Here is a 13,099-nt window from a genome sequence, read left to right on the forward strand (position 1 = left end):
CGGCCACCGCCGATCGGCGTCCTTGTCCACGAGGCCCGCCGCGCGATACCGCGCCCTGAACCGTCGGGCCGCCGGCGGCAACGGGTTTGATGCTGATCGGAGCCGGTGCCGATGAACAACCTGGCCGACATCACCAGAGGTGACAGCCGGTCCGGCGGGCGTTTCGTGCTGCTCGTGTTGGACGACGACCAGACCGTCGGCGCGGACCTCGTGGCACGCCTGGCAGATCACGGCGTGCACGCGCACCACTTCGCGCACGCCGCCGAGGCCCTTCTGGCCGCCGGTGTGCTCCAGCCCGACGCGGCCGTCGTCGCGGCCGGCCTGGCAACGATGAGCAGCATCGATCTGGCCGGTCTGCTGACCGGACGGGCGGGCATTCCCACGATCGTCGGAGTCGGCGACGACGACGGCTCGGTGGTGGTGGCCGCGTTGAAGGCGGGCGCGACAGCCTGCGTCCGCCGTCCGTACCGGCTCGACGAGGTGGTGCCGATCCTGCGCGGCATCCGGGCGGAGACGGCGGGAACTCTGGATCCCCCCGTCGAAATCGGCGGTCTCCGGATGAACCCCGCGACCTACGAGGTCACGCTGCACGGCCGGCCGGTGGCGCTGCCGTTGAAGGAGTTCAAGCTCCTGTACTTCTTCATGACGCACGCGGACCGGACCGTCACCCGTGAGCAACTGCTGTCGGCGGTCTGGAACGGATCAGTCGGAGCCACCTCGAACACTCTGACCGTGCACATCAAGCGACTGCGCCAGCGGCTCATGGCCGATGGTCGCCAACAGCCGATGATCGTGACGGTACGCGGACTGGGCTATCGCCTGGTGCCGTGCGCGGTGTCGACAGTCGCCGAGTGAGGATGGCATCGACGTCGCCGATCGGTGAACATCGACTGTGACCTGGCGCGGAGCGGTCAGGAGATCCGTTCCACCTCGGCGGCCACCCGGCGGCGCAACCCCTCCGGCAACGCCGCGTAGCCCAGGTCGGTGATGGCCATCTGACCCTCGGCGCTGGCCGTCCAGCCGAGGAAGCCCCGCACCAGCGGCACCTCGTCCGGGGCCAGTCCCCGATCGCAGACGATCTCATAGGTGACCAGCACGATCGGGTAGGCACCCGCCGCCCGGGTGTCGCTGTCCACCTCGACCGTCAGACCGTCCCCCGGCGTGGTCACCGCCTTGGCGGCACCCTGCGCCGACGGCGGGACGAACTCGCCGGCCGCGTTGCGGATCCGGGCCACCGGCAGGCCCTCCCGCCGGGTGTACGACAGCTCCAGGTAGCCGATCGCGCCCTCGGTGTCGGCGATCGCCTCGGTCAACCGCTCCGAACCCTCCGCGCCAATCCCGCCCCGCCCCAGCCACTTACGGTCCGCGCCGAGGGTCCAGTCACCCGGTGCCGAGTCCGCGAGGTAGGTCGTGAAGGTCTCGGTGGTGCCGGAGTCGTCCGACCGGTGCACCGGCTGGATCGGCGTGGCGGGCAGGTCGACCCCGGGGTTGTCGGCGCGTACGGCGGGATCGTCCCAGGTCGAGATCGCGCCCGCGAAGATCCGGGCCAGGGTCGTCGGGGTCAGCCGGAGTTCGGTGACGCCGCTGAGCCGGTAGGCGACCGCCACCGGGCCGATCACCATGGGCAGGCTGATCGTCCGGCCGCCCGAACACTGTGCGTCGGCCTGTTCCCGCTCCTTCGGCTTGAGCAGCGACTCAGTGCCGGCGAAGTCGGCGGTGCCGGCGACCAGCGCCTTGATGCCGGCACCCGACCCGGTGGGCTCGTAGTTGATCGTCGAGCCGGGGCAGGACCGCTGGTAGGCGCGGGTCCAGATCTCCATCGCGTTGCGCTGGGCTGAGGAGCCCTGCGCGTCCAGGGTGCCGGCGGCGCACCGTCCGCCGGGAACCGGGCCGGTGCCGGGCTCCGTCACGCACGCCCCGACGCCCAGCAGCAGTGCCGCAAGGCCGGCGCCGAGCCGTCGGGTGCGCACCGGTTAGCCCAGGTGGTAGTTGACGTGTGCCGACCAGCGGGCGAAGCCGAGCCGCTCGTAGAGCGCCACCGCGCCGGTGTTCGACTCGTCGACGTACAGCATCACCCGGTCCAGGCCGCGCCGGTCCCGAAGGTGGGCGAGGCCCGCCGCGGTCAGCGCCTTGCCCAGGCCGCCGCCGTGGGCGTCCGGGTCGACCCCGAGCACGTACACCTCGCCGATGCGGGCTGATCCGGGGCGCTCGTGCACCTTCGTCCAGTGGAAGCCCAGCAGCCGGCCGTCGGGCTCACCGACCGCGAGCAGGAAGCCGGCCGCGTCGAACCACGGCTCGTTGAGGCGTACGCGCAGGTCGTCGGCGGACCACCGGCCCTGCTCCGGGTGCCCGGCGAAGGCCCGGGCGTTCAGCGCCAGCCAGGCCGCGTCGTCGACCCCGGGCCGGTACGCGCGCAGGGTCACCCCGTCGGGCAGGCGCGGCTCCGGGATTGGCGCGGTCAGCGGCCGGCGCATCTGCCAGAGCACCCGGGCCCGCGAGAAGCCGAGGTCGACCGCGAGCGCGGCGGCCGAGGGGTGGTCGCCGTGCGCCCACACCCGCAGCGGCCCGGTGGCCGTGGCGAGTACGCCCCGGGCCAGCGCCCGGCCGGTGCCCCGTCGCCGGTAGGCGGGATGGACCGCCAACTCTACGCCGGTCCCGGTGGCGGGGTCGGTGGTGTCCAGGTGCGCGTACCCGGTCAGGGTGCCGTCGTCGGCGCGGGCGGTGAGGTGCGCGGCGGCGGCCTCGGGGTCGCGGAGCCGGAGCAGCACGTGCTCGTCGAACGGGTCGGCCCCGTCGGTGTCACCGGCGAACCGGGCGAGGGCCAGCACGTCAGCCACCTCCGCCGGCTCCAGCCGGTCGGTCCGGGTCACCTGGTCGAGGGTCGGTTCCGCACTGCTCATGGGGTCACCGTAGTCCGGGGTGAGCACGTGCCGGGGGCGGCGGGCGCAACGCCGGGGAGACCGGGGCCGGCCGGCTCCGCGTGGCGGTGGCCGGGGCCGGCCGCATCAGGTGCGGCCGGTCGGCATCGCCCCCACCTGGAACCGGCTGGTCAGGTCCGGCAGGATCCGGTGCAGCGCGTCCACCGTGCCCTGCCGGTCGCCGCCGGCGTCGTGCATCAGCACCACCGATCCGGGCTCGACGCCGGTGATGACGGAGGCGGCGATCCGGCCGGCGCCCGGCAGCTGCCAGTCCGAGGTGTCCACCGTCCAGTGCAGCGGCACCATGCCGAGTTCCTCGGCCACCGAGACCACCTCGTAGGTCCAGGCGCCGCCGGGCTGGCGGTAGTAGGAGATCGGGGCGTCCGGCGCCGCGGCGTGGATCGCCTCGCTGGTGCGGATCAGGTCGGCCCGGATCCGGTCGGGGGAGCGGGAGCCGAGCCGGACGTCGTGGTTCCAGGTGTGGTTGCACAGGGTGTGGCCGTCGGCCACGATCGCCCGGATCAGGTCGGGATGGTTCTGGGCGTTCTCGCCGACCACGCAGAAGGTGGCCGTCACCTGGTATTCGCGGAGAATGTCGAGCACCTGGGGCGTGTAGTGGGGATGTGGTCCGTCGTCGAAGGTCAGCGCGACGGTGGCGGTGCCGGTGGTGGCGTGGGCACCGTAGGTCTCGCCGGTGTTCGGCGGGACCCCGGTCTGGCTGGCCTGCCCGCCGGGTTCGCCCTGTTCGGCCTGCTCGGACTGATCGGTCTCGTTCGGCGCGCCGCCGGAGTGCGGCCCCTGGTCGGGCGAGGGTCGGCCGCTGTCCGTCGACGGCTGGTCGGCGTAGTGCGGACCGGTGGCGCTGGTGGTGACGCCCCGGCCGGACGGATCCGGTACCAGGCTGCGGCCGAGGGCGTACGCGGAGCCGAGCAGGGCGGCCAGCACCAGGGTGACGATGCCCAGGGTGCGAACGGCCGGACTGACCCGCATCAGTGGATCCGTCCCGGCCCGGTCGCCGCCGCCCCCGTGGTCGATATCCGCACGATCTCTCCCTCCGCCCAGCAAACCCGGCAGTCAGAATAAGTCGGGTTAGCCGTGCAAAACGGGCAGATCGCAATAGTTCCGGATATTCGGGTGACGTCAGACCGGCAGCGGCACGTGCTCCGACTCGGGAAGCGAGCGGGACGGCGGTACGACGAACTTGTAGCCCACCTGACGGACCGTGCCGATCATCGACTCGTACTCCGAACCGAGCTTCGCCCGCAGCCGCCGCACGTGCACGTCCACCGTGCGGGTGCCGCCGAAGTAGTCGTAACCCCAGACCTCGCGCAGCAGCTGGTCCCGGGTGAAGACCCGACCCGGGTGCTGGGCCAGGAACTTCAGCAGCTCGAACTCCTTGTAGGTGAGGTCGAGCGGCCGGCCCTTGAGCTTGGCGGCGTACGTGTCCGGGTCGATGGACAGCTCGCCGGCGCGCACCGAGCCGCCGGTCCCGGCGGTCGCGTTGCTCAGCCGGCCGACCGCGAGGCGCAGCCGCGCCTCCACCTCGGCCGGACCCGCCGAGGCGAGGATGACGTCGTCGACACCCCAGTCCGCGTTGAGCGCGATCAACCCGGCCTCGGTGACGACCGCGACCAGCGGCACGCCGAGCCCGGTCGCGTGCAGCATGCGGCAGGTGGCGCGGGCCTCGCTCAGCTCCGACCGGGCGTCCACCAGGACGGCGTCCGGGCTGGGGCCGGCGACCAGGGTGCGGACGTCCCGCGGTGCGGTGCGGACCGAGTGGGGCAACAGGTCGAGTGCCGGCAGCACAGCGGATGGTTCCCCTGCGCGCGCGGTCACCAGCAGCAGGATCTCCACGATCACCTCCGTCCCGGCGGCCGCATCGGCCGCGCGCGACCAGCAGCAGTCCGAACCGGACGTGCGCTGATGAACTTGCGTGGGTCCCGGCGTCGCTGACGGGCGGGTAACGGCATGAGCGTAACCGATCGCTCCGGCCGCACCTTCGCGTCCTTTCCTTTTTGCCCGAGTTGCCCTTGATCGCGGCTCACCTTTTAACGTCGCCGAAACCGTGATCCCCGCTTCGGTCAGCGGGTCTGGCACGATCGGACCCGTGCATCCCGCCAGTTCGCCAGAGACCGGCCGTGACCCGTGGCCCGACGGGCCCCGTCCGGCCCCGGCCGGCGCCGCACCCGTGCCCCGTACCGGACCCGGTGAGGACGACGACGGCGACCGCCGGGGCGGTCCGCGTCGTGCCCGGCGGGGCGGCGAGCCGCCCCGCCGCTCCGACGACGCGCCGGACGAACCGGAGGAGGAGGTGGTGCCGCCGGTGCCGGTACGGCGTCCGCTGGCGCTGGCCGTCGCCGGCTTCGCCGCCCTGCTCGGGCTGGGCCTGGTGCTCGCGGCGCAGACCTCCGGCCCCGGGCACCGGCTGCCCTTCGCCATCGTCGTACTCGGTGTGCAGGTGCTCTTCGTGCTCGCCTGGTCAACCGCCCTGCGTCCGCCGGCCACCCTGCTGGTCGCGGGGATCGGCGTGGGCGCGGCGGTGGTCGCCGACGTGGTGGCGGTACGGATGGACGAGCCCGGTCTCCTGCCGCTGTTCGGTGTCGCGGTCGCCGCTCTCCTGCTCGCCGTGCTCGGCCAGCTCGTCCGCCGGGTCGACCGGGCCCGCCTGACCGACTCGCTCCGGGGCACCGCGCTCATCGCCGCCGGGGTCGTCACCTTCGCCACCCTGATCCTGCTCAGCCGGATCCCGGCGGGCACCCAGACGATCACCGTAGGTCTGCTGGCCGCCGGGGTGGCGCTCACCGTCGCCCGGGTGACCGACGCCTTCGCGGCGTGGCCGCGGCTGGCCCCCCAGGTGCCCCGCGGCGCGGCCGGCGTGGTCGGCGGCGCGATGGTCGGCACGTTGAGCAGCGCCCTTCTGGGCAGCTATCTGGTCACCCCCTTCACCCCCACCAAGGCCGCGCTCATCGGCCTGGTCGCGGCGGTCGCGGCCGTGCTCGCCGACCTCGCCGCGGGGTACGCGGAGGCGGGCCGGCTGATGGCGGGGGAGCCGCCGACACTCTGGGAGGCCCGGCACCTGCAGGGCCCGCTGGCCGGCTTCGCGTTCGCCGCGCCGACCGCGTACCTCATGTGCAAGCTCGTGTTCTGAACACGGTTGAGCGAAACCCCGTTCGGGTACCACCGGTCCGCCACAGTGGCACCGGACACCGGTCGACAGGAGGCGGCGTGACGCAGGAGTACGCGTACGAGGAGCGGCCCCGGCGGCGCGGGCGCAAGGTGCTCGTCACACTCGTGGTGCTGCTCCTGGTCCTGGGCGGGCTGCTCGTGGTGGCCGACCGGGTGGCGGCCGGGGTGGCCGAGCGGGCCATCACCGACCAGGTCCGCCAGGAGGTGGCGAAGCAGGGTGCCCAGTCGTCGCCGCCCTCGGTCGAGGTCGGCGGGTTCCCGTTCCTCACCCAGGTGCTCGACGGCCGGTACGAGCGCATCTCGATCGGGATGACGGACGTCCGCGCGTCGGTGCAGGGCGACGCCGTCACGCTGCCGAAGCTCGACGTGGACGCCCGCAACGTGACCGCGTCGCTGGACACCATCCGCTCCGGGCAGGGCGAGGTGGTCGCCGAGACCGTCAACGGCACCGGCACCATCAGCTACGAGAGCCTGGCCGCGCTGCTCGACCGGGAGGGGCTGACGCTGGGCGAGCGGGACGGTCGGCTGGCCGTGACCGCCCCGGTGAACATCCTCGGGCAGCGACTCACCGTCAACGGCACCGCCGACGTGACCGTCGGCGAGCAGGGTGAGGTGGCGTTGCGCTTCAAGGACCTCGCGGCCGAGGGGCTGCCGAACGTGCCGCTGGCCCGCACCCTGCTGAACAACTACGCGCAGAGCATCTCGATCGACGTACCCCTGCCCGACCTGCCGTTCCAACTCGCCGTCCGGGAGGTCCGGCCGCTGCCCGAGGGGCTCGCGGTGACCGCCGACGCGAAGAACGTGCCGATCAACGCGGCGACCTGACCGTCCCGGATGCTGGTCGGTCCGGTGGCGTCCCGGTCACTGGCTGGTAAGCTCCCTGGCCATGGGGATGCACCTCACCAAACGGCGCGCGGTCGACCTGTGCCGCGTGGCCACCTGCCTGTGTCGCCCCGTCATCTGACGGCGGGGCTGTCCTCGGCTGCCTGAACGGCAGCGCACTCCGGGTCCATCGACCCGTCCGGTGCTCCCCCACCGAACGCCCGACAGCGGCGCCGTCGCACGTACCCCCGATCCGTTCCTACGCTCCGGGTCCCGCGCGCGGCACGACAACGACAGTCATCGATTTCCGCGCGTTGGCTCACCATCCATCCTCACCAGGGAGTGATCTGATGAGTCGCGACACCGCGCTCGTCTCGGCCGAGTGGGCCGAGAAGAACCTCGACGCCCCGGGCGTCGTCTTCGTCGAGGTCGACGAGGACACCTCCGCGTACGACACCGGGCACATCGCCGGTGCCATCAAGCTCGACTGGAAGACCGACCTCCAGGACCCGGTCCGGCGGGACTTCGTCAACTCCAGCCAGTTCGAGAAGCTGCTCTCCGAGCGGGGCATCGGCAACGACGACACCGTGGTCCTCTACGGCGGCAACAACAACTGGTTCGCCGCGTACGCGTACTGGTACTTCAAGCTCTACGGGCACCGCGACGTCAAGCTGCTCGACGGTGGCCGCAAGAAGTGGGAGCTGGACGCCCGCCCGCTGGTCTCCGACGCGGTGACCCGCCCGGCGACGCAGTACGTCGCGCAGGCGCCGGACGTCTCGATCCGCGCCTTCCGGGACGAGGTCGTGGACGCGATCGGCACCAAGAACCTGGTCGACGTGCGCAGCCCCGACGAGTACGCGGGCCGCCTGCTCGCCCCCGCCCACCTGCCCCAGGAGCAGGCACAGCGGGCCGGGCACATTCCCACCGCGATCAGCGTGCCGTGGTCCAAGGCCGCCAACGAGGACGGCACCTTCAAGTCCGACGACGAGCTGCGCAAGATCTACGCCGACGCCGGGCTGGACGACGGCAAGGAGACCATCGCCTACTGCCGGATCGGCGAGCGCTCCTCGCACACCTGGTTCGTCCTCCAGGAGCTGCTCGGTCACCAGAACGTGAAGAACTACGACGGCTCCTGGACCGAGTACGGCTCGCTGGTCGGCGTGCCGGTCGCGCTCGGCGACGAGCCCGGAAAGGCGTGATCACCATGACCGCACCCACCGCCGCCGGCTGCGCGGCGCCCGACCAGGCCGCGCCGCTGCCGGCCAGCCTGGACCTGGAGAAGGAAACCGTGATCACCGGCGTGGTCCGCTCCGACGTGGGCGAGGCCGTGCCGGGCGCGTACGTCCGGCTGCTCGACTCGACCGGGGAGTTCACCGCCGAGGTGGTCACCTCGCCCGCCGGGCAGTTCCGCTTCTTCGCCGCCCCCGGCAGCTGGACGCTGCGGGCGCTGTCCCGGCACGGCAACGGCGACACCGCGGTGACCGCCGGCCGGGGCATCAACGAGGTGGCCGTCACCGTCGCCGCCTGATCCACGCTCTGATCGGCCCGTGGCCCGCCCCCGACCAGGGGGCGGGCCACAGTCGTCCGCCGCGGTGCGATGGTGGCCGCCGGACCGGAGCGGGCCGGCGGCCACCGTGGCGGTCAGATGCCGGTCGCCCTCGTGCAACCCGACGACGGGTCCAGGGCGAAGTCGAGCGTCCCGACGATGCCCGCGTCGACCCGGGTCCGCTGCACCTCGGGCACCCAGCCGTCCTTGGCGGCGATCACCTCGTACCGCCCCTTCGGCAGCCACCACGCGTACCGGCCGCGCGCGTCGGCCGTCAGCGTGTACCCGGTGGTGCCGCCGACCAGGTTCACCCGCACCGTGGCCGGTACGCCGACGGTCGCCCCACCGCACGTCACCCCGGTCACCGTGCCCTGGATCTTGCCCCAGCTGGCCGGCGGCGAGACGTTCATCTCGACCGCCACCTGCGGCGCCGGGTACGGCACGCTCGCGGCGAGGAGCAGCTCACCGGCGTACCGGCCGGGTTGCGCGACCCCGGCGGCGGCCGTCGCGGTGAGCGTGACGGTGACCGTCCGGGACGCCCCCGGGGCCAGCGTGAAGGTGGTCGGGGCGGTGCTCAGCCAGGACAGGTCCGACTCCTGGGCGCACTGCTCCAGACCGCCCAACCGCTCGGTCTGCGGCGAGCCCACGAAGGAGGTGGGCGACCCGCCGACCTTGTACGCCCCGCACGCCCCCGCGCCCCGGTACCGGGCGAACGCGGAGTTGGGCAGGTCCCGCCAGCCACCGGTCGCCGGGTCGTACCCGACCGTCCGGTTGGTGACCGTGGTGGACCCGGCGGTGACCCCGCCGGCCAGCACCAGCATCCCGCCGGCCGCCGCGTACTGCGACGCCCACAGCTCCAGCGGCAGGTCCGGCAACCGGGTCCAGGTGTCGCTCGCCGGGTCGTACCGGTGGGCGTCGGTGTACTCGGTCTCGCCGGTGCCGCCCGCGCAGTAGACCTGGGCGCCGATCCCGCCGCAGGACAGCCACGCGACCGGGTGCGGGTAGGGCGCTCCGGTGCCGAACGTGCCCGTCTCCGGGTCGAACGCCACCAGCGCGTCGGTGTCCGTGCAGTCGGCGTCGGCGCACCCGCCGACCAGGTAGACCTTGCCGCCGGCGACCGCCGTTCCGGCCGCCGCCACCGGGGTCGGGTTGGTCACGCCGGGCAGGGTCGCCCACGCGTTGGTCGCCGGGTCGAACACGTCGACCGTGGCCACCGTGTCGTCGTCGGCACCCCAGCCGCCGATGGCGTACAGCTTCCCGCCGACCGCCGCGACGGCCGGCTTCGCCCGCTCCGCCGGCAGGTCCGGCAGCGCCGACCAGGCGTCGGCGTCCGGGTCGTACGCCCAGGCCCGGCGTTCGGTCCCGGTGCCGCTGCCGCCGCCGACCGAGTAGACCCGGCCGTCCAGCCAGGTCGCCCCGTTGTCGAACACCGCGGCCGGCAGGTCGGCGACCCGGGTCCACGCGTCGTCAACCGTGGTGCCGGCGTCCGCCGCCGGCCCGCCGTACGCGGTGCCGTTCCGGGTCTTGCTGATGCCCTTCAGCTTCTGCTCCCGCAGCGGCGCTCCGGCCCGGTTCAGCAGTTCGAACCGGCCGGCCCGTTCCAGCACCTCCACGTCGGCCGGCGCGGTGCCGGTGTTGGTGACCGTCACCCGGGTGGTGCGGGTGCTGCCGTACGGCTGGTGCGACTCGATCGTGGTGGGGGTGACCGTGAGCCGCCCCGCGGCGAGCGCGAAGTCGGCCCGTCGCGTGTCGTCGGCGACAACCGTGACGTCCCGGGTGACCGGCTGGTACGGCGTGCGGGAGGCGGTGAACGGGTGGCTGCCGGTCAGCCCGGAGAAGAGCCAGTAGAAGCCGTCCGGCTGACCGGGGTCGTCCGGCGTCGCGGCCGACACACCCCGGTCGGTGGGCCGGTCCACACTGGTCACGGTGACCCCGTTGAGCGGGGCGCCGGTGTTGCGGTCGGTGGTGGTGCCGACGACCAGGCCACCGGGGACCGGCGTGCAGTCCCGGTTGACCAGGCTCACGTCGTCGACCTGCCACCACCAGGCGAACGTGCCGGTGAACCGGAACCGCACCCGGACCGACGACGCTCCCGCCGCCGCGCTCAGCGGCACCTCCTCGACCCGGGGCCCGCGCCGGCTGGCCGTCTGGTGCCAGACGTTGGCCCAGGTCGTACCGCCGTCGGTGGAGACGTCGATGTCGGCGGTGTCGGTCACCCCGACCGCCCGCCAGTCACTGCGGAAGCGCAGCACCGGCGCCGGTGCCGCGGTCAGGTCCACCGTCGGGGTCACCAGGTCGGTGTCCTGGCGGTTGCCGGAGCCCAGGAAGTCGCTGTCGACGATCGCGAAGCCGCCGGAACCGCCGGTCAGGTTGTTCCGCCCGCCCGGGTCGTCGAAGGCCCACCCGCCCTTGTCGGTCCGGTTGACCACCGACCAGCCCGACGGTGCGGTGGTGCCGTCGAAGGTCTCGTTCAGCAGCGGCGCGCTCAGGCTGCCGGTGTACCCGGCGGCGGTGCAGGCCGCCTCCACCGGCACCGCCACGTCGACGGTGAGCGCGTCCGCGCCGGCCTCGACGTCCCGGGTCACCGTGCGGTAGCCCGGGTAGCGGGCGGTCACCGTCACCCGGTAGGTGTCGTCGCCGGCCACGGTGAAGGAGTACCGGCCGGTGACCGGGTCGGTGAAGACCGGCCCGCCGGGACGCCCGGCGACGTCGATCCGCGCGTACAGCGGCCAGCCGTGCCCGGAGCCGTCGGTGACCCGACCGCTGACCGTCACCGTCGGCGTCGCCGCCAGGGCGAAGTCCCGGGTCGTCGTGCCGCCCTCGGCCACGGTGACCGTCGCGGACTGCCCGACGTAGCCGTAGGCGGACACCGTCAGGGTGGTCTCGCCGGCCGGCACGGTCAGCGCGTACCGGCCGTCCGCGCCGGTGGTGACGCTGCGGGTGCCGTCGCCGACCGTCGCGCCGGCGACCGGGGCGCCGTCACCGGCCCGGGTCACCGTGCCGACGATCCGGCCGACCGCTCCGCGCGGGGCGGCCTGCACGGCCGCGTACGCGTCGAGCCGGCCCTCGCCGAACACGTTGTTGTCGGCCGGGGTGCCGCCGCACGTGGTGGCGTCAGTGTCCCGGGCGGTGCGGTCCAGCAACGCCTCGGTGGCGGTGACGTCACCGCGCAGGCTCGGTGCCGCCGACCAGACCAGGGCGACCGTGCCGGCCACGTGCGGCGCGGCCATCGACGTGCCGTCGAACGCCTCGTAGCCGTCGCCGGGCACGGTGGAGCGCACGTCCACCCCCGGCGCGGCGACGTTCGGCTTCAGCGGGTCGGTGCCGGAGCCGCGACCGGAGAAGCCGGCGATCGCGCCGGACGAGTCGTACGCCCCGACCGCGTACGCGTTGGCGTTGTCGCCGGGTGAACCGGCGCTGCCGCAGGCGGGGCCGTCGTTGCCGGCGGAGAAGACCGGGAAGATCCCGGCGGCCCGCCAGGCGGTGACGGTCTGCTGGTACCAGGGGTCGCCCCCGTCGCCGCCCCACGAGTTGTTGACGATGTCCGGACGCAGGTCCGGTCGCGGGTTCTGCCCGTCCAGGTCGGTCGGGGCCAGCACCCACTGACCGGCGGCCAGCAGCGACGCGTCCGAGCAGGACCGGTCCTCGCAGCCCTTGGCGGCGATCCACCGCGCGCCCGGCGCGACACCGGTCTGGTTCCCGGCGCCGTCGTCGCCCACCATCGTGCCCATGGTGTGCGTGCCGTGGTCGTTGTTGTCGCAGGGCGCCGGGTCGTCACAGACACCGGCCGGGTCGTACCAGTTGTAGGCGTGGTCGAAGCTGCCGCCACCGGAGTTGCCCCGGTAGGAACCGACCAGCGCGGGGTGGTCGTACTGCACGCCACTGTCGATGTTCGCCACCACGACGCCCTCGCCGCGGTCGCCGAACTCGGTCCACACCCGGGGCGCACCGATGTCGGTCAGGCCCCACTCGGCCCCGGCGGCGCGAGCCCGGTCGGCCGACGGCGTCGGCCGGACCAGCGGGTAACTGCGGGCCGGCTCGATCCGGGCCACCTCGGGGCGGCGGGCCACCTCGTCGAGCAGGGCCCGGTCGCCACGCACCCGGACGGCGTTGGCGATCCAGTAGCCGGTGTGCTCGGCCTTCCGGGCGTCGAGCAGTTCCCGCAGGCCGCGCTGGGTGCGGTCGGCGGTGTCGGTCAGTCGGCGGTGCACCTCGCGCGCCCGGCCGTCCGGGTCGCGCAGCTTCGCGGTGTCGGCGAGCGGTGCCGTCTCGCGCAGGTAGACCAGGAACGTGGTGCTGCCGGTCGCGCCGATCGCCGCGTTCACGGCGGGAGCCACGGTGGCCCGGGTCGGGGTGGCCGCCGCCGGGGTGGCGAGCACGGGCTGGGCGGTGAGCCCGAGCACGAACGCGCCGAGCGCGACGGCCGCGCGCCTCAGCGGTGATCGCGCGGATGGTCGTACGAACACAGTTCCTCCCCACGTTCGCGGGCCCGAGCGGGTTGCGGGCGCCCGCATGAGAGTCATGCTGACCGTGGTGCTGACGCTGATCAATGAAAGTTCTCGGTCAGTACTCGGTCAGTGACGTGACGCGATGGCGACCGATACGCTGAGCCGAGCCCTGTCGGTGG

At 73.6% G+C, this 13,099-nt stretch carries 11 protein-coding genes; 6 read left to right on the plus strand and 5 right to left on the minus strand.

The window, feature by feature from the left end; all coding sequences use genetic code 11:
* Positions 1–111: 111 nt before the first annotated feature.
* Positions 112–855 (plus strand): winged helix-turn-helix transcriptional regulator, encoded by a 744-nt coding sequence (locus D7223_RS29500; protein WP_120732539.1) that lies wholly within the window; start codon positions 112–114, stop codon positions 853–855.
* Between the two features lie 56 nt (positions 856–911).
* On the opposite strand, the gene pstS is transcribed toward D7223_RS29500, so the two are convergent.
* The 4 genes from pstS to D7223_RS29520 all read right to left on the minus strand — a co-directional run bounded on the left by pstS (position 912) and on the right by D7223_RS29520 (position 4,778).
* Positions 912–1,970 carry a phosphate ABC transporter substrate-binding protein PstS gene (pstS, locus tag D7223_RS29505; protein ID WP_120732433.1) on the minus strand — a complete coding sequence of 353 codons (1,059 nt, stop codon included), beginning with the start codon at positions 1,968–1,970 and terminating at the stop codon, positions 912–914.
* Between the two features lie 3 nt (positions 1,971–1,973).
* A complete protein-coding gene (gene mshD, locus D7223_RS29510; protein WP_120732541.1) occupies positions 1,974–2,900 on the minus strand; it encodes a mycothiol synthase in 927 nt (308 codons plus the stop codon).
* Between the two features lie 105 nt (positions 2,901–3,005).
* A complete protein-coding gene (locus tag D7223_RS29515) occupies positions 3,006–3,908 on the minus strand; it encodes a polysaccharide deacetylase family protein (protein ID WP_120732435.1) in 903 nt (300 codons plus the stop codon).
* A 150-nt stretch (positions 3,909–4,058) separates the two neighbouring features.
* Positions 4,059–4,778, minus strand: coding sequence for a winged helix-turn-helix transcriptional regulator (locus tag D7223_RS29520; protein WP_186832331.1), 720 nt, complete (start codon positions 4,776–4,778; stop codon positions 4,059–4,061).
* Positions 4,779–5,025: 247 nt separating this feature from the next.
* Here D7223_RS29520 and D7223_RS29525 point away from each other — a divergent pair, with 247 nt between their 5' ends.
* The 5 genes from D7223_RS29525 (at position 5,026) to D7223_RS29540 (ending at position 8,454) form a co-directional block, all read left to right on the plus strand.
* Positions 5,026–6,066 (plus strand): hypothetical protein, encoded by a 1,041-nt coding sequence (locus D7223_RS29525; RefSeq protein WP_120732438.1) that lies wholly within the window; start codon positions 5,026–5,028, stop codon positions 6,064–6,066.
* Between the two features lie 77 nt (positions 6,067–6,143).
* Positions 6,144–6,929, plus strand: a complete 786-nt coding sequence (locus tag D7223_RS29530) for an LmeA family phospholipid-binding protein (RefSeq protein ID WP_120732440.1) — start codon at positions 6,144–6,146, stop codon at positions 6,927–6,929.
* A 67-nt stretch (positions 6,930–6,996) separates the two neighbouring features.
* Complete coding sequence (locus tag D7223_RS34160) at positions 6,997–7,068, plus strand: Ms5788A family Cys-rich leader peptide (protein ID WP_337589467.1); 72 nt, start codon at positions 6,997–6,999, stop codon at positions 7,066–7,068.
* 208 nt (positions 7,069–7,276) lie between these two features.
* A complete protein-coding gene (locus D7223_RS29535) occupies positions 7,277–8,125 on the plus strand; it encodes a sulfurtransferase (RefSeq protein WP_120732442.1) in 849 nt (282 codons plus the stop codon).
* Positions 8,126–8,130: 5 nt separating this feature from the next.
* On the plus strand, positions 8,131–8,454 hold the full coding sequence (locus tag D7223_RS29540) for a DUF1416 domain-containing protein (RefSeq protein ID WP_120732545.1): 324 nt from the start codon (positions 8,131–8,133) through the stop codon (positions 8,452–8,454).
* A gap of 113 nt (positions 8,455–8,567) precedes the next feature.
* Here D7223_RS29540 and D7223_RS29545 read toward each other — a convergent pair whose 3' ends face one another.
* Positions 8,568–12,938 carry a S8 family serine peptidase gene (locus D7223_RS29545; RefSeq protein WP_120732444.1) on the minus strand — a complete coding sequence of 1,457 codons (4,371 nt, stop codon included), beginning with the start codon at positions 12,936–12,938 and terminating at the stop codon, positions 8,568–8,570.
* Between the last annotated feature and the right edge of the window lie 161 nt (positions 12,939–13,099).

The sequence above is a fragment of the Micromonospora endolithica genome (assembly GCF_003626595.1).
In the GTDB taxonomy this organism is placed as follows: domain Bacteria; phylum Actinomycetota; class Actinomycetes; order Mycobacteriales; family Micromonosporaceae; genus Micromonospora; species Micromonospora endolithica.